The sequence below is a fragment of the Pantoea sp. Taur genome (assembly GCF_009830025.1).
Taxonomy (GTDB): domain Bacteria; phylum Pseudomonadota; class Gammaproteobacteria; order Enterobacterales; family Enterobacteriaceae; genus Pantoea; species Pantoea communis.
The window spans coordinates 115,301-139,453 of sequence record NZ_SZZZ01000006.1 but is presented as its reverse complement, the minus strand read 5'-3'; the positions used below and the strand labels follow the sequence as shown (position 1 = coordinate 139,453).

At 56.6% G+C, this 24,153-nt stretch carries 22 protein-coding genes; 15 read left to right on the top strand and 7 right to left on the bottom strand.

Annotated elements, in window-relative coordinates:
* Position 1: 1 nt before the first annotated feature.
* Positions 2 to 949 (bottom strand): sugar-binding transcriptional regulator, encoded by a 948-nt coding sequence (locus FD744_RS10810; RefSeq protein ID WP_034821975.1) that lies wholly within the window; start codon positions 947 to 949, stop codon positions 2 to 4.
* Positions 950 to 1,133: 184 nt separating this feature from the next.
* Between FD744_RS10810 and FD744_RS10805 the strand changes: the two genes are divergently transcribed.
* From FD744_RS10805 to FD744_RS10775, 7 genes are all read left to right on the top strand, one after another.
* Positions 1,134 to 2,075, top strand: a complete 942-nt coding sequence (locus FD744_RS10805) for a D-ribose ABC transporter substrate-binding protein (RefSeq protein WP_034821972.1) — start codon at positions 1,134 to 1,136, stop codon at positions 2,073 to 2,075.
* A gap of 13 nt (positions 2,076 to 2,088) precedes the next feature.
* Positions 2,089 to 2,700, top strand: a complete 612-nt coding sequence (locus FD744_RS10800; protein ID WP_160832510.1) for a DUF2291 family protein — start codon at positions 2,089 to 2,091, stop codon at positions 2,698 to 2,700.
* Positions 2,700 to 4,214, top strand: a complete 1,515-nt coding sequence (locus FD744_RS10795; RefSeq protein WP_097119204.1) for a sugar ABC transporter ATP-binding protein — start codon at positions 2,700 to 2,702, stop codon at positions 4,212 to 4,214. Before FD744_RS10800 ends, FD744_RS10795 begins: the two co-directional genes overlap by 1 nt.
* Positions 4,215 to 4,216: 2 nt before the next feature.
* On the top strand, positions 4,217 to 5,317 hold the full coding sequence (locus FD744_RS10790) for an ABC transporter permease (protein ID WP_034821966.1): 1,101 nt from the start codon (positions 4,217 to 4,219) through the stop codon (positions 5,315 to 5,317).
* A gap of 90 nt (positions 5,318 to 5,407) precedes the next feature.
* Positions 5,408 to 6,238 (top strand): transketolase, encoded by an 831-nt coding sequence (locus tag FD744_RS10785; protein WP_034821964.1) that lies wholly within the window; start codon positions 5,408 to 5,410, stop codon positions 6,236 to 6,238.
* Positions 6,231 to 7,175 (top strand): transketolase family protein, encoded by a 945-nt coding sequence (locus FD744_RS10780; protein ID WP_160868211.1) that lies wholly within the window; start codon positions 6,231 to 6,233, stop codon positions 7,173 to 7,175. Before FD744_RS10785 ends, FD744_RS10780 begins: the two co-directional genes overlap by 8 nt.
* Before the next feature lie 2 nt (positions 7,176 to 7,177).
* Positions 7,178 to 8,668 carry an FGGY family carbohydrate kinase gene (locus tag FD744_RS10775; protein ID WP_160868210.1) on the top strand — a complete coding sequence of 497 codons (1,491 nt, stop codon included), beginning with the start codon at positions 7,178 to 7,180 and terminating at the stop codon, positions 8,666 to 8,668.
* A gap of 122 nt (positions 8,669 to 8,790) precedes the next feature.
* On the opposite strand, the gene FD744_RS10770 is transcribed toward FD744_RS10775, so the two are convergent.
* A complete protein-coding gene (locus FD744_RS10770) occupies positions 8,791 to 9,525 on the bottom strand; it encodes a flagellar brake protein (RefSeq protein WP_058959680.1) in 735 nt (244 codons plus the stop codon).
* 186 nt (positions 9,526 to 9,711) lie between these two features.
* Between FD744_RS10770 and FD744_RS10765 the strand changes: the two genes are divergently transcribed.
* Positions 9,712 to 9,960, top strand: coding sequence for a GlsB/YeaQ/YmgE family stress response membrane protein (locus FD744_RS10765; RefSeq protein WP_160868209.1), 249 nt, complete (start codon positions 9,712 to 9,714; stop codon positions 9,958 to 9,960).
* Positions 9,961 to 10,019: 59 nt separating this feature from the next.
* Here FD744_RS10765 and FD744_RS10760 read toward each other — a convergent pair whose 3' ends face one another.
* The gene (locus FD744_RS10760; protein WP_160868208.1) at positions 10,020 to 12,116 is read right to left on the bottom strand and encodes a TonB-dependent siderophore receptor; all 2,097 of its coding nucleotides are present in this window, start codon (positions 12,114 to 12,116) and stop codon (positions 10,020 to 10,022) included.
* Between the two features lie 399 nt (positions 12,117 to 12,515).
* Entirely contained in the window at positions 12,516 to 14,195 is a 1,680-nt protein-coding gene (gene treA / locus FD744_RS10755; protein WP_160868207.1) for an alpha,alpha-trehalase TreA, read from the bottom strand.
* Positions 14,196 to 14,402: 207 nt separating this feature from the next.
* Between treA and ghrA the strand changes: the two genes are divergently transcribed.
* Genes ghrA through FD744_RS10740 form a run of 3 tightly spaced genes read left to right on the top strand, consistent with a single transcriptional unit; the run spans position 14,403 to position 16,690 of the window.
* The gene (gene ghrA, locus FD744_RS10750) at positions 14,403 to 15,341 is read left to right on the top strand and encodes a glyoxylate/hydroxypyruvate reductase GhrA (RefSeq protein WP_160868206.1); all 939 of its coding nucleotides are present in this window, start codon (positions 14,403 to 14,405) and stop codon (positions 15,339 to 15,341) included.
* A gap of 24 nt (positions 15,342 to 15,365) precedes the next feature.
* Positions 15,366 to 16,103 (top strand): phosphatase, encoded by a 738-nt coding sequence (locus FD744_RS10745; protein WP_034821944.1) that lies wholly within the window; start codon positions 15,366 to 15,368, stop codon positions 16,101 to 16,103.
* Positions 16,104 to 16,129: 26 nt separating this feature from the next.
* Positions 16,130 to 16,690 (top strand): molecular chaperone, encoded by a 561-nt coding sequence (locus tag FD744_RS10740; protein ID WP_058959684.1) that lies wholly within the window; start codon positions 16,130 to 16,132, stop codon positions 16,688 to 16,690.
* Here FD744_RS10740 and FD744_RS10735 read toward each other — a convergent pair whose 3' ends face one another.
* Together FD744_RS10735 and FD744_RS10730 are read right to left on the bottom strand one after the other, a co-directional pair.
* Complete coding sequence (locus FD744_RS10735) at positions 16,691 to 18,052, bottom strand: CoA transferase (protein ID WP_160868205.1); 1,362 nt, start codon at positions 18,050 to 18,052, stop codon at positions 16,691 to 16,693.
* Between the two features lie 47 nt (positions 18,053 to 18,099).
* Positions 18,100 to 18,984, bottom strand: coding sequence for an EamA family transporter (locus tag FD744_RS10730; protein ID WP_160868204.1), 885 nt, complete (start codon positions 18,982 to 18,984; stop codon positions 18,100 to 18,102).
* Positions 18,985 to 19,174: 190 nt separating this feature from the next.
* Between FD744_RS10730 and FD744_RS10725 the strand changes: the two genes are divergently transcribed.
* Positions 19,175 to 19,894, top strand: coding sequence for a glutamine amidotransferase (locus FD744_RS10725; RefSeq protein ID WP_058959686.1), 720 nt, complete (start codon positions 19,175 to 19,177; stop codon positions 19,892 to 19,894).
* Here the strand turns inward: FD744_RS10725 and FD744_RS10720 are convergent.
* Positions 19,882 to 20,445 carry a class I SAM-dependent methyltransferase gene (locus FD744_RS10720; protein WP_097119214.1) on the bottom strand — a complete coding sequence of 188 codons (564 nt, stop codon included), beginning with the start codon at positions 20,443 to 20,445 and terminating at the stop codon, positions 19,882 to 19,884. The two genes, FD744_RS10725 and FD744_RS10720, sit on opposite strands and share 13 nt — an antisense overlap.
* 383 nt (positions 20,446 to 20,828) lie before the next feature.
* Here FD744_RS10720 and FD744_RS10715 point away from each other — a divergent pair, with 383 nt between their 5' ends.
* The 3 genes from FD744_RS10715 (at position 20,829) to FD744_RS25345 (ending at position 24,133) form a co-directional block, all read left to right on the top strand.
* A complete protein-coding gene (locus FD744_RS10715; protein WP_160832521.1) occupies positions 20,829 to 22,349 on the top strand; it encodes an aldehyde dehydrogenase family protein in 1,521 nt (506 codons plus the stop codon).
* 124 nt (positions 22,350 to 22,473) lie between these two features.
* Positions 22,474 to 23,817: an aryl-sulfate sulfotransferase gene (locus FD744_RS10710; protein ID WP_160868203.1), complete on the top strand. Its 1,344-nt coding sequence runs from the start codon at positions 22,474 to 22,476 to the stop codon at positions 23,815 to 23,817.
* 151 nt (positions 23,818 to 23,968) lie between these two features.
* Positions 23,969 to 24,133, top strand: coding sequence for a hypothetical protein (locus FD744_RS25345; protein WP_166931753.1), 165 nt, complete (start codon positions 23,969 to 23,971; stop codon positions 24,131 to 24,133).
* The last annotated feature ends 20 nt before the right edge of the window (positions 24,134 to 24,153 follow it).

Below are 24,153 nucleotides of genomic sequence, written 5' to 3'. Positions count from 1 at the left end.
GTCATTCCATCAGCAATCGTGCGGTGGGATAATCCACAATCAGCACTTTCACATATCCACCGCGCAACGCTCCGCGAATCGCCTGGGCTTTCTCTTTGCCGCCCGCCAGTGCTACCACTTGCGCACACTGTTTAACCTGCGCCAGCTCCATGCCAATCACCGGATCTTCCTCGGCGTTCAACACCGGTTTTCCGTCAGCATCAAAATAATGCAAACAGATATCGCCCACCGCACCGCGCTCGGCCAGCGTGCGCAGCATCTCGCCGTCATAGTAGTTGCCGGAATTGCGTAGCAGCGCGGAAGGCTCAAGATCGCCAATGCCGACAATCGCCAGATCCACTTGATCAAACTTTTCCAGCACCACGGCCACGTCTGGGTTTACTGATAAGCGTTGACGATCCTGCACTGAATGCTCAATCGACTGCGACGGCAGCAACCAGGCCGGACAATCCAGCAGCGCCGCAAGATTCTGCGTCAGGATGGTGGCCTGCACGTTGCCGTTCGCACCCACCCCACCAAGCAGCTGGATCACGCCTTTGCAGGGCGCACTCAGCGGATGCAACGCGTCCACCATCGCGCGAATGGTGCCACTCCATGATGAAATGCCGATCAGTTCATCGGCGCGCAGGCGGGTTTCCAGATAGTGCGCCGCTGCTGAGCCAATCGCCTGTTTAATTTGCAGCGCGGAAGCCTGATCCGGCACATCGACCACAATCACCTGTGGCAGCTGATACTGCTGCTCAATCGCCTTCTCCAGTTCGGGATAGACATTGGCGGGTGGCACCACGCTGATTTTCACTACGCCTTCTTTCACGCTGCGATTGAGGATGCGTGACACAAAGGATTGCGACAGCTTCAGCAGTTGCGCAATATCGGACTGCTTCATGCCTTCCACATAATAAAGCGTGGCGATTTTTACCATCAGCCGCTGTTCGTCCTGTTTTGCCATGGTTTTTTCTCTCTCTTAACCTGCCTGGTATTGTTAATCAGGCTGTCATAAATAACAACGCAGAACATTTTGTGATCGTTTTCGCTTTTTCAGGATCGCGCGATGGACGAGTCCAGGAAGCCAGCGCATAGTCATTATGCATATAAAATCGCAATTGAATATATATTCAAGCGGAGAAAAAACAATGAAAGCTTCTGTCCTCAAAATGACCCTACTGGCTTCACTGATGTTAGCTTCAGCGGCAACGCTGGCGGCAGAAAAGGGCTTGATTGCTATCATCACGCCTTCTCACGATAACCCGTTCTTTAAAGCTGAAGCCGATGGCGCGCAAGAGAAAGCCAAAGCGCTCGGTTACACCACGCTGGTGGCCTCGCACGATGATGACGTGAATAAGCAAAACCAGCTGATCGAAACCGCCATTGCGCGTAAGGCCAAAGCGATCATTCTCGATAATGCCGGCGCAGACGCCACCGTCGGGCCGGTACAAAAAGCCAAAGATGCCGGAATCCCCACCTTCCTGATTGACCGCGAGATCAACAAAACCGGCGTCGCCGTGGCGCAGATTGTCTCTAACAACTATCAGGGCGCGCAGCTGGGCGCAGAGAAGTTCGCTAAGTTGCTGAACGGCAAAGGCGACTACGTTGAGCTGCTGGGCAAAGAGTCGGATACCAACGCGGGCGTGCGCTCACAGGGCTATCACGACGTGCTGGATGACTATCCCGATATGAAGATGGTGGCGCAGCAGAGTGCCAACTGGAGCCAGACCGAAGCCTTTAGCCGCATGGAAACCATTCTGCAGAAAAATCCCAACATTGTCGGGGTGATTTCCGGGAATGACACCATGGCGCTGGGGGCAGAAGCCGCGCTGAAAGCCGCCGGTAAAACCAACGTAATTGTGGTGGGCTTTGACGGCAGCGACTACACGCGCGATTCCATCATCAATAAAGGCAACATCAAAGCCACGGTGCTGCAACCAGGCTGGGATCAGGCACAAATGGCGGTTGAGCAGGTGGATTACTACCTGAAAAACGGCAAAGCGCAAAAAGAAGAGAAGCAGCTGATGGATTGCGTGCTGATCGACGACAGTAACGCCGCGAAGCTGAAAAACTTCAACCTGGCGAAATAAGACGGAGGTCGGCATGAAGGGAAAAGCAGCAACCGGGCTGATGGTTGGGCTCTTATCGCTGATATTGACCGCCTGCACCGTGGTGGATCTCGATGCAAACGGCAATCCCATCATGCCGAAAGATCCGAATGCCAAACCCGGCTACAGCAACCAGACGCCACAGCAGATCGCCGAATCGAGCTGGGCCAGCCGGGTGCAGCAACCGGCTGAGAAGCAGGCGCTGAGCTGGGCGGATATGGAAACCAAAAGTCATACCGTCAAGGCGGGTGGCAGCGAAAGCGTGTTTGTGCGTGCCGGAGGAACCGTCACCGCCTTTGATAACAGCAACGAACGCGAACGCAGCCTGACTGTCACCATCAATGGCAAACCGGTCAAGGTGTTGATTGGGCCGGTACTGCGCAGTAATGCAATTCGTGATGCGGCGGGCTATCGCTTTGAAGAGTTCACCAATCAGGTGCAATACGCACAGCTGACTAAAGCGTTGAACCGCCATGCCGTCCAGCAGCTACCGCCGGTGGATGCCAGTTGGGTCGGCAAACCGGTGCAGGCGCTGTTAGCCGTCAGTATGGAGCCGAATCAGGTGAATGACGTGGTGGCGATTCAGTTGCAGCAAGGGAATCCATGATGAGCGATGAAATCATCCTGCAGGCCAAACAGATGTCGATGTTGTTTCCGGGCACCCTGGCGCTGGATCGTGTCGATTATCGCGTGTGGCGCGGCAAAGTGAACGTCATCATCGGTGAAAATGGGGCAGGTAAATCCACGCTGATGAAGATCCTCGCCGGGGTGCAGCAGCCCACTAGCGGCGAAATGTTCCTTAACGGCGAAAAAGTGGTGTTGAGCAGTACGCGAGACGCCGCCCGCCACGGTATCGGCATGGTGCATCAGGAACTCAACCTGTTCGAAAACCTCAGCGTGGCGGAGAACATCTTTCTGGGACGGGAAATCCAGCGCGGAATCAGCCCGATTAACGAAGCAGAACAGAAGCGACGCACGGCTGCGTTATTGCAACGTCTCGACCAGCCAATTTCACCGGACGAGATGGTCGGCAACCTGAAAGTGGGTCAGCAGCAGTTGGTGGAAATTGCCAAAGCGCTGGCAGAAAACGCCGACATCTTAATTCTGGATGAGCCGACCTCGGCGTTGAGCAAAACCGAAGTGGAGATCCTGTTCCGGGTGATCCGCGAACTGACGCGGCAGGGGGTTTCCATCATTTATATCTCACATCGGCTGGAAGAGCTGATGGCGATTGGCGATGTGATCACCATCCTGCGCGACGGTCGCTTTCAGGCGGAAGCGAAGGTCAGCGACATCGATGTGCCGTGGATCGTGCGTGAAATGCTCGGCAGCGAACCGGTGAGTAACTTTCTGCCGCCTAATCGTCAGTTCGGGGCGGCGGTGCTGGAAGCCGAGCACATCACCTGCGTCAGTGCCCATGGCAATACGCTGGTGGACGATGTCAGTTTCAATGTGCGCGCCGGGGAGATTGTCGGCATTTATGGCCTGATGGGCGCGGGGCGCACCGAGTTGTTTGAGTGCCTGCTCGGCAGCCAGCGCAACTATCTCGGCAAACTGTGGCTGGACAGCAAACCGTTACCCACACGCTTGCCAACGGCCGAACGTATTCGTATGGGCATGAGCCTGGTGCCGGAAGATCGCAAACGGGCCGGTATTTTCCCGGTCTCCTCTGTGGCCAGCAATCTCACCATTGCCAGCCTGTGGCGACGTTTATCGCATCGCACCGTGATCGCCGAACAAGCTGAACGCGAAGCGGTAAACAGTACGGTAGGCAATCTGGCCATCAAAATCTCGTCACCCGACGTGGCGATCAGTGCGCTGAGTGGCGGCAACCAGCAGAAAGTGGTGATTGGCCGTTCATTGCTCACCAATCCACGTTTACTGCTGCTGGATGAGCCGAGCCGGGGCATTGATGTGGGTGCCAAAGCGGAAGTGTTTCGCATGATGGTGAAACTGTCAGAGCAGGGCATTGCCGTGGTGTTCTCCACCTCCGATTTAAAAGAAATTATGGCCGTCGCCGATCGCATTCTTGTGATGTCTGGCGGCAAGTTGACAGCTGACCTGCCGCGCGCGGAAGCGGAAGAGGCGGCGCTGGTTAAAGCAAGTGCACAGGGGTTCTGAGCATGAAAAACAATGGCGCAATGGCGCTCGCTTCGCCAGGTAAGGTTTTCAACTCGCGTGAAGGCATGATTCTGCTGCTGTTAAAACTGCGCACCTTTATCGCGTTGTTCCTCATCGTCGGCTTCTTTGCCATCACCGTGCCGGATTTCCTCGCCGTGGGCAGCATGGTGATCATGGTCAAACACATCGCCATCAATGCGTTTCTGGCGCTCGGCATCACCTTTGTGATTATCACGGCGGGTATTGATCTCTCCATCGGCGCTACGCTGGGCCTGTGCGGCATGATTGCCGGCTGGTTGATTACCAAAGGCATTGTGTTGCCGATGTTTGGCATCGCCATCTTTCCCAGCGTTTGGGTGATTGTGCCCGTGGTGTTAGTGGTGGGTGGACTGATTGGCGCGGTGAATGGCTGGATCATCACCAAATACAACGTGGCCCCGTTTATCTGCACGCTGGGCACCATGTACATCCTGCGCGGGGCGGCGATGCTGACCTCTGGCGGCGAAACCTTCCCCGGCTTGCAGGGCAATCCGCTGCTGGGTAACACCGGTTTCGACAAAATCGGTGCGGGGTATTTTCTCGGCTTACCGTGGGCGATCTGGATGATGGTGGTGCTGGCGCTGGTGATTGCCTATGTAGCACGTCGCCTGCCGTTTGGCCGTCAGGTGTATGCGATTGGTGATAACGAGCGTGCAGCGGAACTCTCTGGCGTCAAAGTGAAGTCGGTGAAAATCTGGGTTTACACCATTTCAGGTTTCTGTGCGGCGATTGCCGGCATTGTGGTCTCCTCGCAACTGGTAGCCAGCCATCCGGCGAACGGCACCTCATTCGAGATGAATGCGATTGCGGCGGTCGTGCTGGGTGGTACGTCACTGGCTGGCGGGCGCGGCACCATTCTCGGCACGCTGGTGGGAGCATTTGTTATCGGTTTCCTCGCGGATGGCCTAATCATGATGGGCGTCAGCGAGTTCTGGCAAATGGTGATCAAAGGCATCGTGATTATCGTGGCGGTGATCATCGATCAGATGCAGAGCCGCATGCAGCAAAAGGCCGCCGTGGTGGCGCAGAAGGCATTGATTCAGGAAGGTGAGGCCAAAGGTTAATCGGTTGGGTGCCGGCAGAAATTGTCTGCGCCCCTTTTTTTGTACGCAATGAATATATATTCAATAACGCTTTAAAATGCAGAGGTGTCTATGAATCCTTTCAAATATTCGGTGGCGGACCTGGCAGCGAAAGCGCGCGCTGTGCGTCGCCGCATCATCCAGCTCAATGCCGGTAGTCCGGCGGGTGGACATACCGGTGCCGATCTCTCTCAGGTCGAAATCCTGACGGCACTCTATTTCCGCATCCTGAATTGCGCACCGGATCGCACTAACGATCCGCAGCGGGACATTTACATCCAGTCGAAAGGGCATGCGGTCGGCGGCTATTACTGTGTGCTGGCAGAGGCGGGCTACTTCCCAACAGAGTGGCTGCCGACTTATCAGCATTCGGATTCGCATCTGCCGGGTCATCCGGTGCGGCAGAAAACGCCGGGCGTGGAACTCAACACTGGTGCTTTGGGTCACGGCTTACCGGTGGCGGTGGGTATTGCGCTGGCGGCGAAAAAAGACAACAGCGACCGCCGCATCTTCGTGGTCACCGGCGACGGTGAACTGGCCGAGGGCAGTAACTGGGAGGCCGCGCTGGTGGCGGCGCACTACAACCTCGATAACCTGGTGATCATCAACGACAAGAACAAACTGCAGCTGGCAGGGCACACGCGCGACATTATGAACACCGATCCGCTGCCGGATAAATGGCGAGCCTTCGGTCTGGAGGTCACTGAATGCAACGGTAATGACATGGCTTCCGTGGTGGAAACCATTGAAAACCTGCCACGTAACGGCAAACCGCAGGTGATTGTGGCGCATACCGAGAAAGGCTTTGGCATCTCCTTTATTCAGGGCAAACCAGAGTGGCATCACCGTGTGCCGAAAGGGGAAGAGATCGAACTGGCACTGGAGGAATTAAAAGATGAGTAATGCAAAACACCTGGCCACGGTGATGGTGGAAGCCTTTATTGACGCGGTTAATCGCGGTGTGGATCTGGTGCCGGTGGTGGCAGATTCCACCTCAACGGCAAAAATATCGCCTTTCATTAAGGCGTTTCCCGATCGGTTGGTGAACGTCGGCATTGCGGAACAAACTCTGGTGGGCACGGCGGCCGGTCTGGCAATCGGTGGAAAAGTGGCGGTGACCTGTAATGCAGCTCCGTTCCTGATTTCGCGCGCCAACGAGCAGGTAAAAGTGGACGTCTGTTACAACAATACCAACGTCAAACTGTTTGGCCTGAATGCCGGTGCCAGTTACGGCCCGCTGGCCAGCACCCACCACAGCATTGATGATATTGCGGTGATGCGTGGCTTCGGCAATATCGAGATTTACGCGCCATCCTGCCCGCTGGAGTGCCGCCAGATCATCGATTATGCCCTTGCGCATGTGGGGCCGGTTTACATCCGTCTGGATGGCAAAGATCTGCCTCAGCTGCACGATGAAAACTACCAGTTCCGTCCCGGCCAGATCGACGTGTTGCGTGAAGGCAACGACATCGTGCTGGTGGCAATGGGTTCCACCGTGCATGAGGTGGTGAGCGCGGCTGAGCAATTACATGAACAGGGAATCAGCGCAGGTGTGATCGCCATTCCATCAATTCGTCCCTGTGATACCCAACGGCTGCAAGAGCTGTTAAAGCATTATCCGGCGGTGATCACCGTAGAAGAACACAACGTCAACGGCGGCGTCGGCAGCCTGGTGGCCGAAGTGCTGGCTGAAGGCGGCTGCGGAATTCCGCTGTTACGTCTGGGCATCCCCGATGGGCAATACGCGATTGCTGGCGATCGTGCCTCCACGCGCGCGCATCATGGTATTGACGCCGCCAGCGTGGTGAAGAGTGCAGTGCGCATGTGTGCAGGAGCGTAAACATGGCGGGTCCATTAATACTGGCAATTGATGAAGGTACCACCAACGCGAAAGCCATAGCGGTGGACCGCGCAGGCAACGTGGTGGCGCGCGGCAGCCAGCCTCTGACGCTAGCCCATCCCCAGCCCGGATTGGCCGAACAGCATCCGCTGGCGATCTGGCGGGCGGTGAAACAGGCGATTGAAAGCTGTCTGGCGCAGTGTGGCGGGGCAGAGGTGGCTGCCGTCGCGATCAGCAACCAGCGCGAGTCGGTGCTGATCTGGCAGCGCCGCGACGGTCAGCCGCTGACGCCATTGGTGAGCTGGCAGGATCGCCGTTCGGAAGCCTTTTGTCGCGATTTACGCATGGCGGGCAAAGCGCCACGCATCACCGGCTTAACTGGTTTGGCGGTGGACCCGATGTTTCCGGCGGGCAAACTCACCGGGATGCTGGCGGCGATTCCGGATGGACTGGCGCGTGCGCAGGCCGGTGAACTCTGCATCGGCACGGTGGATAGCTGGCTCAGCTGGCAACTGAGCGGCGGCGAAAGTTTTGTCACCGATCACGCGAATGCGGCCCGCACCCAACTCTACAATTTGCACAGCGGCGACTGGGATGACGAGCTACTAGCGCTGTTCCATATCCCGCGCGCGGCGCTGCCACATATTGTGCCCTCCGCCAGTGCGCAGGGTGTTGTCACGGTACAGGACATCGCCGGACTGAAAGCGGGTACGCCCATTTTGTCGCGCATTGGCGATTCTCATGCGGCATTACAGGCGCAACGCAGTGCGGGCGAAGAGGTGGTGAAAGCCACTTACGGCACCGGTTCATCACTGATGATGTCGATGGCCACCCCTTTGCTGACCGAGAACGGCCTCAGCACCACGGTGGCGTGGCATGATGGCACGCTGCGTTTTGCTTTCGAGGGCAATATTACCCATACCGGTTCGGGCGCGGCCTGGCTGGGACGCATGCTGGGCATCAGCGATCCGCGTGAACTGACGGCGATGGCGCAGCGCAGCGAGCATAATCAGGGCATCTATTTCGTGCCTGCATTGTCAGGCCTGGGCGCGCCCTGGTGGGATTTGAAGGCGCGCGGCATGGTATGTGGCCTTACCGATGCCGCCACGCCAGAGGTGCTGGCGCGCGTGGCGCTGGAATCGATCACCTTCCAGATTGCCGATGTGTTCTTCGCTATGGAGCAGGCCAGTGGTGTGCAGTTACCCGCGCTCTGTGTGGATGGCACGGCAACCGAAAACAGTTGGCTGATGCAGTTACAGGCAGACGTGTTGCAGCGGCCGCTGAAACGTGCCCCTACCGCTGAAGTCTCCGCCCTGGGTGCCGCGCTGCTGGCGGGGCGTTCATTAGGCTGGTGGCAGCAGGGCAGTGATATGCAGGCGTTGCAGGGGGGCAGCGTGATTGAGCCGCGCAGCGATCGCGCGACCATTATGCAGGAGAATTATCGCGGCTGGCTGGAAGCGGTGGCGCGTTGTCGTTATCAACCGCACCATTAATCTTTATCGTCTCAATGACAACGTATGGCGCGAGGGCGAGTCACACCGCGCTTGCCCAGGCGTGATAAATCGTGTCGTAGAGAAATCTGCGGGGTTCGCTCTGGTCCCCGCATGTTACCCAATTACTGGAAGCGATTCGCTTTGTCGCGCGCCAGACGCTCCAGGGCAAAGATCACCTGCTGTAGCTGGCGTTCCTGCACCGGCTCAATGGCGGTAAAGCGGAAGCTGAGACGAGGGGTTGTGCGGGTTTCATTCTTGCTGGTGACGGTGCTGCGCTCGCCAATATTCAGCAGCTGTGCCGTGACCTCAAAATGACCGTATTCGCCCAACTCCACGCGCAGATTTTTAAAGGTGTCACCGCGGTTCAGACCCTCTGGCAAGCTTTCGTCCAGCAATACTCCTGCACCGCCGAGAGAGAGATCCTGCAAACGAAAACGCGCCTTACTGCCATCCGGCCACTGCGTATGGCAGTAAAACACTGGCTCCATCGGGGCGGAAACACGGAAAAACTCACGACGCTGGATCTGCCACAGCAGTTCAGGCAGTGGGGCAGTGAAAGCCGGTAAGCCTTCGAACTCGGTGCGCTCCAGTTTGATCAAGCCAAACTCGACTTTTGCCCCCTGCGTTTCTGCCGCGATATTCACTTCGCCGCCCTGCAGCGCTAAATCGTTGTCCAGTGCATTGCTGCCGAGATCGAAGATCACGCGATCCTCGTCGGCATCCAGCATGCGACTGATAAATTGACCGCGCGAAAAACTCACCATTAAAGGGGTCTGGAAACGCAACAAATCCTTCATTACGTTTAAAACAGCAAGGGTGCCTCGTTTGAGATATTGTTCGTTATCGGCTTCTTTCACATCCTGCTCCACTTATCCGATTGTTATTATCACGGGTGACACGGCTATCGCATTATTATCGACAGGGTGGCAAAAAGCTTTAGCCTGCTAACTCTCTATCTACTGTGATGTTCATCAAGCAGATTAAAAATATCCGACTATACTAATCGCAGTGAACACCTTGATTCATAACGTAAGGAGCAGTAAATGGGTATCATTTCATGGATTATTTTTGGTTTGATTGCCGGGATCATCGCTAAATGGATCATGCCAGGTAAAGATGGCGGTGGATTCATCATCACTGTGGTTTTAGGGATCGTCGGCGCGGTAGTTGGCGGCTGGATCAGTACCCTGTTTGGCTTCGGTAAAGTTGACGGTTTCAACTTTGGCAGCTTCGTGGTGGCGGTGATTGGTGCCATCGTGGTGCTGTGGATCTACCGTAAAGTGCGCACCTAGCAGTACCCCCTGATTTAATGAAATCCGCATCCCGCCGGGATGCGGATTTTTTTTGGCAGTTAGAAGTCGTAGCCCACGGTGGCGGTAATGGTTCGCTCTGCGCCGCGATAGCAATACCCGGTGCCATAACAGGCGGCGAGATACTTTTTGTCGGTCAGGTTATTGGCATTGATCTGCAGCCATGCCCCTTTCAACTGTGAATTCCACGCACTCAGGTCGGCACGGACTGATGCATCCAACAACGTCACTGACGGCAAACGTGTGGTGTTTTCATTATCAGCCCACTGTTTACCGATATAACGCACACCCGCACCGGCGCTCAAGCCGTAATCAAACTGATAGTGACCCCAGAATGACGCCATGCTGTTCGGCGTGACGTAAGGCGTATGGCCATCATTCCCGTCAACGGAATCTTTGAAACGCAGATGGTTCAGCGTGTAACCGGCGATGGTGCTGAGTCGCGGCGTCAGCTGGTTGCGGGCTTCCAGCTCAATGCCCTGCGAATGCACTTTACCGGAAGGACTGTAGGTGCTGTCTACCACGTTGCGGTTCGCCACGTCGTTCTGCGTCAAATCGTACAGCGCGATGGAGTACATATCGCGCGTGCCCACCGGCTGGTATTTCACACCAGCTTCGTACTGCTCGGAAGTGGTTGGCTTCAGCTGATTGCCGTCTGGGTCGGTCAAAGAAGCCGGGGTAATCGCCTGGCTCCAGCTGACGTAAGGTGAAATACCGCTGTCGAACGCATACAGCAGCGCAGCACGGCCGCTGACGTGGTCATCCTGGCGACGGCTGGTGCCATTATTGGAGACGATGCGATCGTAACGACCAGAGAGATCCAGATGCCAGCGGTCGAGCTGCATTTCATCCTGCAAGTAGAGCCCGGTCTGATAATAGCGACGCGTTTGTTCGGTCCAGCTGTAATCCGGCATGCTGCCGACCGCTTCGCCCGTCCAGGGGTTTAATGAACTCGCATAGCCACTGGCTTTACTCAAATCATTCTTATAACGGTGGTATTCGGCACCGAGGATCACCCGATGCTGCAGCGCGCCGGTGGCAAAATCGGCCTGCAGACGGTTATCGTTGGCCCATGCGCTGAGCGAGGAACGTTCACCGGAGTAGTAGCGGGTCAGCAGGTCCGGGTTAGCGGCATCCCAGCCAATCTGATACACCTGATCGAGATCGACATTGGCGTGGCTATAGCTGGCGGTGGAGTATACAGACCACACTTCATTGAAGCGGTGCGAGAAGTCGTAGCTGTAGATCTGCTCGTGGCGCTTGAACTGATCCAGCGCGCTGTCGCCCTCATAGAATCCATCACTCAGCTTGCGGCCATTATGGCTATAAAGCGTGCCTTCAGCGGGCACGGAACCGTGATAACCGCCGGATGGATCTTTTTGCAGATAGGCTCGCAGCACCAGACTGGTGTCTTCGCTGGGTTGCCATAGCAGCTGTGGCGAAATCGCATATTTTTCTTCACGGGTGTGATCGTATTGCGTATCGCTGTTACGCGTGATGCCGGTGAGACGGAAAGCCCACTGATCGTTAATCGCATTGGTGTAGTCAAAGGCGGCGCTGTTGGTGGCGTTGGTGCCGGTCGACAGGCGGAAATGGCCCTCTTCAGCAAACTGCGGCCGCTTGCTCACCTGATTGACTAATCCGCCTGGTACGGTCTGGCCGTAAAGTGCGGAGGAGGGGCCTTTGATCACATCAACGCGATCGAGGAACCAGTTATCTACCTGCAAGATGTTGAAGCTGCCGCCATCACTCATGATGCGCAAGCCATCCAGGAAGGTGTTGTCGACATCGCCGCCATGAAAACCACGTAGCGCGATGGTGTCATAACGCGTAGCGGCACCGCCAAAGTTGGTGAATACGCCCGGCGTATAGTTCAGTACCTGATTGAGATCCTGCGCACCCTGATCCTCCATCTGCTGACGTGTTACCACCGAGATGGACTGCGGCGTGGTGATCAGCGGCTGATCGGTTTTACTGCCGCCGCTGCTGCGGGTGGCGAGATAGCCTTGTGTCGGTGAGTTGGCGCTCTCCTGCGGTTGCGCGGTGACGACGATGGACTCTTCTGCGAAGGTTGCGGCAGGGAGGGCCAGAGCCAGTGCACAGAGCACGCGGGTACGATTAAGGGTAAAAAGCGTCATCGGAAATCCTTTAACGGGAAGCAGAACAAAAGCAGCACTCAACCGGCAATGCCGAAAATTGAGAATACGATTAAAACTAAGAGTGAGAATTATTATCTTTTAGTGGTGTGTGTTTCAAGTTGTTAATGTGAGTGAAAGAGATTGTGAGGAAATAAACAGGAGGGGTAGCGTAGCGAGCGCGGCTTTAAGTGAGAAAAGGTTTCATGATGCAGTCATACCATCTGTCGCGGTGCGCGAGGGTGTGTAAACCTGAGGTGATGACTTCGCTGTGTTCAGTGCTGGCATCGTATGCCTGAGATGATGGCATTCAGCACCTTAGCTTTAACAGCGCGAACCGATTGCGCTGCTACCGTTTGACAAACAAAGCAGTAGCAGCGGTTTTAAAGTAGAGGGAGAGGGTTATTTACCCGCACTCAGCGCGGGCATATTCGGGATATCGCTCGCGTTATTACAGGTGTGATCTTTCGGGCAGTATTTATCAAGTAGTTTGAGCGTCACGCCGTTGGTCCAGCCGAAACCGTCCTGCAACGGATATTCACCGCCACCACCGCCGCCCAGTTGCGCGCCTTCCACCACATACTTCTCAACCAGCTTGTGCTCTTTGTCGTAAGTGGCCTGCACGTTCTGCAGGAAGCGCTGACCAATTTCCTGTGCCAGCTTGGGTTGCTTGTAATGTTCCAGACCTTCCACCGCCACCCATTGCAGAGGCGCCCAGCCATTTGGTGCATCCCATTGCTGACCATTGTTCACGGTGGTGGTCACCAAACCGCCAGGTTTCAACAGCTGTTTCTCCACCGCTTTGGCAGTGCGGTCCGCCTGTTTCTCGCTCGCCACCTGCATATAGAGTGGGAACAAGGTAGCGGCGGTCAGCTGCGGATGAATGTGTTTTTTCTGCCAGTCATAGTCGGCATACCAGCCCTGTTTCTCATTCCACAGATAACGATTAATCGCTGCCTGACGTTTCTCAGCATCTGCCGCGAACTGTTTGGCTTTGTCATCCTGATTCGCCAGTTTCGAGGCTTTGGACAATACCTGCTCCAGATGGAACATCAGGCTATTGAGATCGACCGGTGCCAGTTGGGTGGTGCGGATCGAGGCCAGATTGTGGGCATCGGTAAACCAGCGAGAGCTGAAGTCCCAACCCGAGGCCGCACCGGCACGCAGATCGCGATACACCTGCTGTTTATTGCGATCCGGCGCCTTGTTGGCGGTGTTCACATCGTCGAGCCAGGATTCGGTGCGCGGCGCATCGCGGTCATCCCAGTAGCGGTTAAGCAGAGTGCCGTCGCCGAGTTTGATCACGCGCTTACTGGCCTGACCGGCAGCGACCTTATCGCTGTCTGCCATCCAGTAGTCATACTCTTTCTGCAACTGCGGCAAATACTGGCGATAGACATCATCACCTTTATGCGTCGCCAGCAGATCCACCATCAGGCTAAAGAATGGTGGCTGCGAGCGGCTGAGGTAATAACTGCGGTTGCCGTTGGGGATGTGGCCGTATCTATCCAGTTCAGTGGCGAAGTTATCCACCATATCCTGCACGCGATCCCAGTGCCCGCTCTCGGCGAGACCCAGCATGGTGAAGTAGCTGTCCCAGTAATAGACTTCGCGGAAGCGGCCGCCCGGCACCACATAGGGTTTCGGCAGTGGCAACAGGGAATCATACTGGCTGGCGGTCGGTGTCGATCGTGTCAGCACCGGCCACAGGCCGTTGATATGTTCACGCAGGCTTTGTCCTGCAGGCGGCACGTATTTGTCCTGCTCTTTAGGCAGGGTGAAATTAGCGTCCACGAAATGCTTGAGGTCGAAGTTGCGCTGGCTCTTTTGCATCTGCCAGTCCGCCAGTATCGAGGAAGGATTGTACTTCGGAACCGCATCGGCAAAGGTTTTCTGATCCGGATAAAATTTTGCCTGCTGTACCGCATTAAACAGAGGCCCCAGGCGGATATCGGGCGGCTGTGGCTGGCTGCTTAGCATTCGGCTGGTATCTTCCGCCTGCGCAACAGAGGCGCTGGTCAGCAGCGCCGCGCTCAGTAAGAACGTCAGTGGCGCGGGGGTGAATTTGACATTTTTTATCATCGGTTTTTCTCCTTGTCCGAAAAGGTGGTGCGCTAACACATTGACCACCCGAACAACTTTAGTCGCTAACGTGCCGCTTAGCCGCCTCAAGCCATGGAAATGTGAAGCCGCGGGAATTAATCACGCAAGAAATTGCATTAACCTTAAGGTTTTTGCTTGCCCTGAAGCGCTATTTGCCTGAGGCTGAAGGAAAAAAAGGAGAGCTGTATGGAGATCATCTGGTATCACCCGTCGCAAGCCCCCGATCGCTGGCTAGCGGGACTACGTCAGCGTTTACCGCAAGCCAACGTGCGCTACTGGCAGCCAGGCGACACGGATCCGGCGGATTATGCCATCGTGCGTTCGCCACCCACCGAGATGCTGGCTGGTCGTCCATTGAAAGGTGTGTTTGCCATGGGCGCGGGCGTGGACGAAATTCTTAAGCAACTGCGCGCCCATCCGGAAATGTTAGCCGATGAGGTGCCGCTGTTCCGTCTCGAAGATACCGGCATGGCGCGACAGATGCAGGAATACGCCAACTGGTGCGTGCTAGGCTGGTTCCGCCGTTTTGCCGACTATCGTCAGCAGCAGCAACAGGCAAACTGGCAGCCACTCGACACAGCGGAGCGCTCTGACTTTACCATCGGCGTGCTCGGTGCGGGCGTGTTGGGCAGTAGCGTGCTGGAAAGTTTACGTCAGTGGGGTTTCCCGCTGCGTTGCTGGAGCCGCTCGGCTAAGCAGATTGAAGGCGTGCAAACTTTCCACGGTCGCGATCAGCTGGATGCATTTCTCGATGGGACTCAGGTGCTGATCGACCTGTTGCCCACCACGCCGGAAACCACCAACCTGATCGATGAAAAGTTTCTGCGCGTGTTACCGCAGGGTGCCTTTTTCCTCAATCTGGCGCGTGGCGCGCACGTGGTGGAAGCCGATCTGCTGGCCGCATTGAACAGCGGTCAACTGGCGGGCGCGGCGCTGGACGTGTTCCAGACCGAGCCACTGCCGGCGGATCACCCGCTCTGGTCTCATCCACATGTCACATTGACGCCACATACTGCGGCTATCACGTTGCCCGGCGAGGCGATGGATTTCATTGCCGGTGCCATACTTGCTCTGGAGCAAGGGGATCAGCCGGGTGGTTTAGTTGATCGTCAGCGCGGTTATTAATTCACATTGAGTCAGGAGAAGAGGATGTATCCCGTCGATTTGCATATGCACACCGTTGCCAGTACCCACGCATACAGCACACTGCATGACTATGTGGTGCAGGCGAAGCAGAATGGCCTGAAGCTGTTTGCCATCACCGATCACGGCCCGGATATGGCGGATGCGCCGCACTACTGGCACTTCGTTAATATGCGTATCTGGCCACGCGTGATTGATGGCGTAGGCGTTTTGCGTGGTATTGAAGCCAACATCAAAAATCAGCAGGGTGAAATTGACTGCAGCGGCCCGATGCTGGATGCGCTGGATCTGATTGTGGCCGGTTTCCATGAGCCGGTGTATGCACCGCGTGATAAAGCGCATCACACGGAAGCGATGATTGCCGCGATGGCCGGTGGACTGGTGCATATTATTTCGCATCCGGGCAACCCGAAATTCCCGGTGGATATCCGCGCCATTGCCGAAGCGGCCGCGCATTATGATGTGGCGCTGGAGATCAACAACTCTTCCTTTACTCACTCACGTCCGGGTAGCGAACCCAACTGTCGCGCCATTGCTGAAGCGGTGCGTGATGCCGGCGGGCGTCTGGCGTTTGGGTCGGATTCGCACACCGCCTTTACCCTCGGTCATTTCGAACACTGCATCCGCATTACGCGTGAAGTGGATTTTCCCGAGGATCGCGTGTTAAATGTCACGCCGCGCCGCCTGCTCGACTTCCTCGAACAGCGAACCGGTAAGCACATTGCTGAATTTGCGGACTTTTAACTTTTAGCCTCAAGGAATTCTGTTGCATGAATGAGTTTTCCATTCTCTGCCGCGTCATCGGCTCGCTGTTCAACCGCCAGCCACAAGATCCATTGCTGGTGCCGCTCTTCACCATGCTGCGTGAAGGCAAACTGAAGGCTCAGTGGCCGCTGGAGCAGGATGAACTGTTAACACGCCTGCAGCAGAATAGCGATCCGCAGGCCCTGGCGGCGGATTACAACGCACTGTTCGTCGGCAGCGAATGCAGCGTACCGCCTTACGCCTCACAGTGGCCAAACGGCCCGCAGGAAGCGGATGTGCGTGCGTTTCTCTCTTCACGTGGCATGCCGTTAAGCGACGCGCCAGCCGACCATTTTGGCGTACTGCTGCTGGCGGCTTCGTGGCTGGAAGATCAGTCCGCGGAGGATGAGTTTGCTGCGCAATTAGCGCTGTTCGACGACTATCTGCTGCCGTGGTGCGGCGCGTTCCTCGGCAAAGTGGAAGCCCACGCGACCAGCGCGTTCTACCGCACGCTGGCCGCGCTGAGCCGTGAAGCTATTCAGGCAATGTACGACGAGCTGAACGAAGGCAACGACGAAGAAGCCTGATTACCAGCTGGCTGCGCTGCTGCCGAGCTTGACGCCCGGCGTGGCGCAGATCATCGGCGTGCCGGGCAGGTATGCAGCGGCACGCAACCTTTCGGCAATCCCCCACGCATTGATCTCAACTGTCGGCAGGGCATCGTCGTGCTGCGCGGTAATGCCATGCTGCGGCTGCTGCGGTGACGCGCCAAACTGTTGCAATAGCCTGGCGGTGCGCGCCAGCGATAAGCGAGCCTGCCAGCCAACGTGATTTTCCCGACGCTGACGCATCCCTTCCAGCACAGCGGCGGCCATCATATAACCGGTGGCGTGATCGAGTGCCTGCACTGGCAGCGGTGTCGGTTTGATGTTACCACGCCAGACCATGCCCTGTTCGGCAATGCCGCATCCCATCTGCACCAGACTGTCAAAGCCGCGACGATTGCGCCATGGTCCGCTCCAGCCCCATGCATTGAGACTGACATCCACCAATCCGGGCGACAGTTTGCGCCGTGACTCGGCATCCAGCCCTAGCTTTTCCAGCGCATCCGCGCGATAACCATGCACCAGCACATCAGCGTGTTTGATCAGATCGCGCAGCTGCTCAACGCCCGCTCTGGATTTGAGATCGAGCCGTGCGCAGCGTTTGCCGCAGGTGATCTCCTCCTCCAATGTTGGCTCTTCCCAGCCGTAAGGATCGATACGTAAAACCTGCGCGCCAAGGCTGGCGAGAAAACGCGTGGCGACAGGCCCGGCGATAATGCGCGTCAGATCGAGCACACGCACGCCGAGCAGCGGACGAGCAGGCGGCAGTTGCCAGCCGGGCGTGGGCGCATCCCCCGTGGCCTGTTGGGCGATCAGCGCTTCACTGCTGACGGCCAGCCCTTGCGGGTGCTGCAACCACTGTTGCTCACTGCGCATCTGCGCAGCACAGCCGCCAGCCTCAATCACGGCCTGCTCCAGCGCGGCCGCTTGCCACTGAGACACCCGCTGCGCTAATGCGGCGCGGTCGGCGTGTTGGCCCAGCACCTGCTCCATGGCGGCGCGATGATGCGGAGCGTTGGTGTGCAGACGGATCCAGCTATCGGCGGTGGCGTAATCGCCTGCAAAGGGATCCCAGAGCGCGGCGGGTGAGCGATTTAACGGCGTAAGGCTGTGCTGAAACCAGCGAGAGGCGAGCCGCACATTGACGCTAACCGGGGCCGATTGCCCGAGCAAATCGCTCACTGCCTGGCTTGCCAACCCGATGCTGGTGGCGGCCAGTTCACTGACGGCAAACGCGGAAGAAAAGGTATCGGGCTGGAGAAAGCTGAGCGCGGGAAGGGGTTCCGCGCCACGCAATCCTTGCCACAGTTGCTGCCATAACGCGGCAGCAGATTGAGTATCCATATTGAGTCTCCGGAAAACGCGCGAGACTCAAGCATAGCAGAGAGAATTTAACGGCGGCGCAGGCGAGGAAAGCGCGCGTGCATGCGCAGATTACGCAGGTTGATCACCGCAATGGCGGTACCGAGCACCACCAGAGACGCCCCGAGAATTTTGAAGCTGTTCATGCTATCGCCCAGCACAAATACGCCCATCAACACGGCCAAAACGGGCGTGAGCAGCGAGTAAGGCATGATTAAGTTGACGTTGTACTTTTTCAGCAACGAATACCACAAGGTATAAGCCACAATCGAGGAAGCCAGCGCGCTGTAAAGAATACCAAACCAGCCGCGCCAGCCCGCGTGACTTAAGGCGTAAAACTGCTGCGATTCGGTGAGCCAGGAAGCGGCTCCGACAATCGGCACAGCGAGGAACGAGATCCAACCGGTGAGCGTCAGCGGTTTTATCGGCGGCGATTTCTTCACGATCATATTGCTGATGGCCCAGCCAAAGGCGCTGCACAACAAGATGCATAAGACCCACCACGCCGGAATCGTGGGGCTGCCGGAGAGCACCGCCACGCCACTTAACGAGATCGCAATACCAAACAGCTGTACCAGCGTCAGCTTCTCTTTTAACACCAGCATTGCCAGCAACATGGCAATCGGCGTACCGAGTTGCACCACAATCGCGCCGGTTCCGGCATCGGTAAAGCGCATGCCGACAAACAGTAGCGAGAAGTGCATAAAGCCAAAAGTGAAGGCAAGGGTGAGCAGCCACGGCAGCTGTTCGCGCGTAATGCGGCAGAACGGTACCAGTACAATCGCCACCACCACAAAGCGCATCCAGGTGAGGAACAGCGGTGGAAGTTCCAGCAATCCCCACTTCACCGCCACGTTATTGAAAGCCCAGATGGAGACCACCATCAGAACCATAAAGAAATGCCGCACTGCCACAATGTCATCCTTCACATGAAAGGGGGTAATCACCGGCTAATCATGGCACGAAGCTGTGCATTTCTGTGACATTGTGCAAAAATATTTTTCGTTATGGCATGAGCTTATGCAGGAAAAAAATAAGACAGGTCACTGATTTCCTGTCAAAGTGGATGTCCGAAAGCTGACTCCGTTAAGGAATGAATTCGGAATGACACACACCCGCGCGTTACCCCTTGCTCTGATTCAACTCGAAGTCCCGCCACCGCAGGTTGTGGCGCAAATTGGTGAACAACCCGTCTGGTTTATTGATGCGCTGCAACTGCAGCCGGAAGACTATGTGATTGTCCGTCCGCATCTTGGCGAAGAGCTGCCGGCGTTTGATCGCGTCAGCGGCGCGATTCTCAGCGGCTCCTGGGCAATGGTCACCGACCACGCCGACTGGAGCGAACGCACGGCCGCATGGATCCGTGGTGCGCTGGAAGCGGAGCTGCCGCTGCTGGGCGTCTGTTACGGTCATCAGCTGATGGCGTATGCGCTGGGCGGCAAAGTGGGTGATAACCCGAACGGCTGGGAGCGCGGCTTGAAAACCCTGACCCACACTGCCAGTGATGATCCCTGGTTAGCGACGTTACCAGGTGAATTCCAGGCGTGGTTGTCACATCGTCAGTCGGTGATTACGCCGCCGTCGCAGGCTGAAGTATTGGCACGTTCCGAGCTGGATGGCTGCCAGATTTTACGTTATTCCCCGCAGGCGCTGTCGGTGCAGTTCCACCCGGAGTTTACCCGCGAAATCATGACCACCTGCTTACCGGAAGGCGTGAGTGATGATGGCGCGCAGGTCGCCGGTGAGGATTGGTCACGTGAGTTGCTCCAAAGATTCTGGCAGCAAACGCGGCCGCAGCCGCGCGTGCAGGCTCAGGGCGCGTAATGCCGTGTGCAGCGATAAACCCAGGCGGGCGGCATATTTTTCAGCACCCGCTGGCGCTGCCAGGTGAAGTAGCGTGACAGAGTCGGTTGGGTCAATGAAGTGTATTGGAACTGAATGAATACACCGCGCGGGCCCAACACATCGTGCACGGCGCTCAGAATCGCTTCGCGCGTTTCCGGCGGCAGCGACAGCAGCGGCAGGCCGGAAAAGATCACATCGTATTCACCCGACAAGTACTCGGCTGAGCACGCACGCACCTGCATGCGCGGATCGCTCCACGCGCGCAAACTCTTCACTAAATCTGGACTGATCTCGAACACATCTAATTGAGCCTGCGGCGACATTCTGTCCAGAATATGACGGGTTAACACCCCGTCACCGGCACCGAGTTCGGCGATACGCAGGCTGTGATCCCAGTTGGCTGCATCGCACATGGTGCGGCACAGCGCAGCAGAGGAGGGCGTGATGCTGCCCATCTTGCGCGGGTTCCGAATAAATTGCTGAACAAAGTTCGCTTTGGCGCGCATTAACGTCAGGGCTGAAGCCAACATCTCTTTCTCCTGATGAGTATCCTGTTTCATATTGACCAAATTCATTGCGCTTGTTTCGCTTTTCGCTGCATCTGCGGCAAAACTCGGAATTATCCGCAACGAAGCGGGGGAGATATTGGAGGGATGTTAAGCTGATAACCGGGCTGTGAAGTGGCGCAATAGACCCCCGCCATCTGCGGCGGGCAAGAGCATAACGTTTAATCAATGCTGAGACTGGCGTTCAGGATCGTCACGCCTAAATCTCAAACCTTGATTACCGGAATTTTCCTTCGGTGCGGTCACAGTTTCCCGCTCTGCGATCTGACAGGCTGACATTGATCGATCAATGTTAATAACAGGTTTCATAGTTGTTATTCGCCACTCTGTCCGCAAGGAGAAACACCATGCGTTACGCTGCTCCGGGAGAACAAGGTTCTCTCATCACTCTGCAATCGCGTTATGGCAACTTTATCAACGGCGAATTCGTTGCGCCGGTGAACGGTAATTACTTCGTCAACACCACCCCGATTAACGGTTCCACTATCGGCGAGTTCCCGCGTTCGGATAAGGCCGATATCGATAATGCGGTGGCGGCAGCACAGGCCGCTGCAGATGCCTGGGGAAAAACCTCTCCGCAGGCGCGTTCGCTGGTGCTGCTGAAAATCGCCGATCGACTGGAAGAGAAGCTGGAATACATCGCGGTCAACGAAACCTGGGATAACGGCAAGCCGGTGCGTGAAACCCTGGCCGCTGACCTGCCGCTGGCGGTAGACCACTTCCGCTACTTCGCGGGCTGCGTGCGCGCACAGGAGGGCACCGCAGCGGAAATCGACGAATTCACCGCCGCTTATCACTTCCACGAACCGCTGGGCGTGGTCGGGCAAATCATCCCGTGGAACTTCCCGCTGTTAATGGCGGCGTGGAAACTGGCTCCGGCGCTCGGAGCGGGTAACTGCGTGGTGTTGAAACCGGCTGAGCAGACGCCCTTGTCGATCACCCTGTTTATGGAAGTGATCAAAGATCTGGTGCCACCGGGTGTCATCAACGTGGTGCACGGTTACGGTAAAGAAGCCGGTGAAGCGCTGGCGTCACATCCGGGTATCGCCAAGATCGCCTTTACCGGCTCGACCGCTACCGGTGGGCACATCCTCGAACTGGCGGCGAAAAGCCTGATCCCGTCCACCGTTGAGCTGGGCGGTAAATCACCGAACATCTTCTTTGAAGACATCATGGATGCGGAAGAGAGCTTTATCGAGAAAGCAGCAGAAGGCGTGGTGCTCGGTTTCCTGAATCAGGGCGAAGTCTGTACCTGCCCGTCACGCGCGCTGGTACAGGAGTCGATCTTTGAGCCGTTTATGGCGGCCGTCATGAAACGTATTAAAACCATCAAACGCGGCGATCCGCTGGATACCGAAACCATGATTGGCGCGCAGGCGTCGCAACAGCAGTTCGACAAAATCCTCTCTTATCTGGAAATCGCGCAGAAAGAGGGTGCACAGGTGCTGCACGGCGGCGGTGTAGAGAAGATTGGTGAAGCGTTCGATAGCGGCTACTACATTCAGCCAACGCTGCTGAAAGGCGACAACAGCATGCGCGTGTTCCAGGAGGAGATCTTTGGACCGGTGGTCGGTGTGCTGACCTTCAAAGATGAAGCGGAAGCCCTCGCCATCGCCAATGACTCGATCTACGGGCTGGGTGCTGGCGTCTGGACTCGCGATATCAACCGCGCCTATCGCATGGGACGCGCGATTAAAGCGGGTCGCGTCTGGACCAACTGTTATCACCTCTATCCGGCACACGCGGCGTTTGGGGGTTACAAGAAATCCGGTATCGGTCGCGAGACCCACAAAATGATGCTCGATCACTACCAGCAAACCAAAAACCTGCTGGTGAGCTACAGCACGCAACCGCTGGGCTTCTTCTAAGCATTCAGGCAGCGGGTCATGCCGCTGCCTTTTCTCCCACATGCCTCATTCAGACTAATCCTGCCGCGATTCGCATCTACCCTATAAGGGCGTTTTCTTTCTCCCTTAGTCAGGATGGTGAATCATGCGTATTGCGGCAACGTTTTCTGTCTGCCTGTTGTCCCTCTCATTTGGTGCGTCGGCCATTCCCAGTGCGTTTCCTACGGGCGTGACCTATTACGATCCCGCGCGTGCCTGGAACGGTTATGTGGTGATCCCCGGCAGCGATAACCAAACCCATTTAATTGATATGACCGGGCAGGAAGTGCATCGCTGGGCCTATGAAGGATTCCCGAGCTGGCCAATTCCCACAGATCGCGTCAACGGCCAGCGGGGGCATCTGCTGGTACAGCTGGAGCGTCAGAAAGATCTCGATAAGGAAGCCAGCCCCGGCAACGGCATGGTGAATGCCAGCGTGGCGGAAGTGGACTGGAACGGTGCGGTACAGTGGCAATACGGCAGTCAGCAGCAGCCGGTGCACCAACACCATGAAATCCAGCGCCTGGCAGATGGCAACACCCTGGTGCTGGGCGCGGCACTACGGCAGCTGCCCGGCTACAACTATCGCATTATCGATAATACGCTGGAGGAAGTGTCGCCGCAGGGGGAAAAGCTGTGGAGCTGGTCAGTGGCCGATCACCTCAATGAGCTGGGCTTTTCTGATGCGCAACTGGCGATGATCCGTGACAGCCAGGACGCTGACTTTTTGCATATGAACACGGCGGCACCGCTGGGGCCAAATCCGTGGTTTGATAAAGGCGATCAGCGCTTTGCCCCTGACAACATCCTGTTTAACTCGCGCAACGGCAACGTTGCCGTGATTGTCGATCGGCAGACGGGCAAAGTGGTGTGGCGCATCGGGCCTGATTATCCAGCGCTGAAGCTGGATACACCGCTGCCGCGTCCACTGGATCAACTGATTGGCGAGCACGATGTGCACATGATCGGACCGGGCTTACCGGGTGCTGGCAATATTCTGATTTTTGATAATCAGGGCAACGCCGGATTCCCGCCCACGCGGCAAGGATTCTTCTCCGCTTCACGCGTCATTGAAGTGAACCCGCAAACCAAACAAATCGTCTGGGAGTACACCGGCGAGAAATCAGGACAAGCGATCTCCACCTTCTACAGTGCCTATATCAGCAACGCGCAGCGCCTGCCGAATGGCAACACCTTGATCAACGAAGGGCAGAGCGGCCGCCTGTTCCAGGTGACACCGCAGGGCGCGATTGTCTGGGAGTACGTCAGCCCGTTTTACGGCAAAGCGATGCCGCGCGATCACTACAGTGGCAACACGGTGTATCGCGCCTACATGGTGGATTACCGCTGGGCACCGGATGGGACACCGCACAGTGAGAAGGCGGTGACAGCGGATTGCATCCGTTATCCGGCGCTACCGGGTTGTCCGGCGCTGACATCCTCACAGTAAGAAATGTGCGTTACTTCTTTAATCAGACTGTCATTTGGCCGTGACAGAGTGCCTGCATCACGAAAGCAGAATATTCCGCTACATTTGAGCCTGGTCTTGTCGATATAAGAGTGTAGGGAAAGTAAAGTCGCGCACCATTTTAAGGAAAAACATGAACACATTGCATAAGTTTCAGGAACAGCACGATGACGTGCTGGATGCCGATGATCAGCACATCATCACGGTGAATCTGCCGGGACGTCAGGCCATCTACGTGATTGGTCAAAACGATGATGATGCCGATATGCTGTTAGACGTACAACTCGGTGCGATGTAAGCATCGCGCAGTGCTCACCC

What these genes read in the sequence shown, in the direction of transcription:
- FD744_RS10810 (WP_034821975.1), bottom strand. Translation starts at nt 949, where the DNA reads ATGGCAAAACAGGACGAACAGCGGCTGATGGTAAAAATCGCCACGCTT.
- FD744_RS10805 (WP_034821972.1), top strand. Translation starts at nt 1,134, where the DNA reads ATGAAAGCTTCTGTCCTCAAAATGACCCTACTGGCTTCACTGATGTTA.
- FD744_RS10800 (WP_160832510.1), top strand. Translation starts at nt 2,089, where the DNA reads ATGAAGGGAAAAGCAGCAACCGGGCTGATGGTTGGGCTCTTATCGCTG.
- FD744_RS10795 (WP_097119204.1), top strand. Translation starts at nt 2,700, where the DNA reads ATGAGCGATGAAATCATCCTGCAGGCCAAACAGATGTCGATGTTGTTT.
- FD744_RS10790 (WP_034821966.1), top strand. Translation starts at nt 4,217, where the DNA reads ATGAAAAACAATGGCGCAATGGCGCTCGCTTCGCCAGGTAAGGTTTTC.
- FD744_RS10785 (WP_034821964.1), top strand. Translation starts at nt 5,408, where the DNA reads ATGAATCCTTTCAAATATTCGGTGGCGGACCTGGCAGCGAAAGCGCGC.
- FD744_RS10780 (WP_160868211.1), top strand. Translation starts at nt 6,231, where the DNA reads ATGAGTAATGCAAAACACCTGGCCACGGTGATGGTGGAAGCCTTTATT.
- FD744_RS10775 (WP_160868210.1), top strand. Translation starts at nt 7,178, where the DNA reads ATGGCGGGTCCATTAATACTGGCAATTGATGAAGGTACCACCAACGCG.
- FD744_RS10765 (WP_160868209.1), top strand. Translation starts at nt 9,712, where the DNA reads ATGGGTATCATTTCATGGATTATTTTTGGTTTGATTGCCGGGATCATC.
- FD744_RS10760 (WP_160868208.1), bottom strand. Translation starts at nt 12,116, where the DNA reads ATGACGCTTTTTACCCTTAATCGTACCCGCGTGCTCTGTGCACTGGCT.
- treA (WP_160868207.1), bottom strand. Translation starts at nt 14,195, where the DNA reads ATGATAAAAAATGTCAAATTCACCCCCGCGCCACTGACGTTCTTACTG.
- ghrA (WP_160868206.1), top strand. Translation starts at nt 14,403, where the DNA reads ATGGAGATCATCTGGTATCACCCGTCGCAAGCCCCCGATCGCTGGCTA.
- FD744_RS10745 (WP_034821944.1), top strand. Translation starts at nt 15,366, where the DNA reads ATGTATCCCGTCGATTTGCATATGCACACCGTTGCCAGTACCCACGCA.
- FD744_RS10740 (WP_058959684.1), top strand. Translation starts at nt 16,130, where the DNA reads ATGAATGAGTTTTCCATTCTCTGCCGCGTCATCGGCTCGCTGTTCAAC.
- FD744_RS10735 (WP_160868205.1), bottom strand. Translation starts at nt 18,052, where the DNA reads ATGGATACTCAATCTGCTGCCGCGTTATGGCAGCAACTGTGGCAAGGA.
- FD744_RS10725 (WP_058959686.1), top strand. Translation starts at nt 19,175, where the DNA reads ATGACACACACCCGCGCGTTACCCCTTGCTCTGATTCAACTCGAAGTC.
- FD744_RS10720 (WP_097119214.1), bottom strand. Translation starts at nt 20,445, where the DNA reads ATGTTGGCTTCAGCCCTGACGTTAATGCGCGCCAAAGCGAACTTTGTT.
- FD744_RS10715 (WP_160832521.1), top strand. Translation starts at nt 20,829, where the DNA reads ATGCGTTACGCTGCTCCGGGAGAACAAGGTTCTCTCATCACTCTGCAA.
- FD744_RS10710 (WP_160868203.1), top strand. Translation starts at nt 22,474, where the DNA reads ATGCGTATTGCGGCAACGTTTTCTGTCTGCCTGTTGTCCCTCTCATTT.
- FD744_RS25345 (WP_166931753.1), top strand. Translation starts at nt 23,969, where the DNA reads ATGAACACATTGCATAAGTTTCAGGAACAGCACGATGACGTGCTGGAT.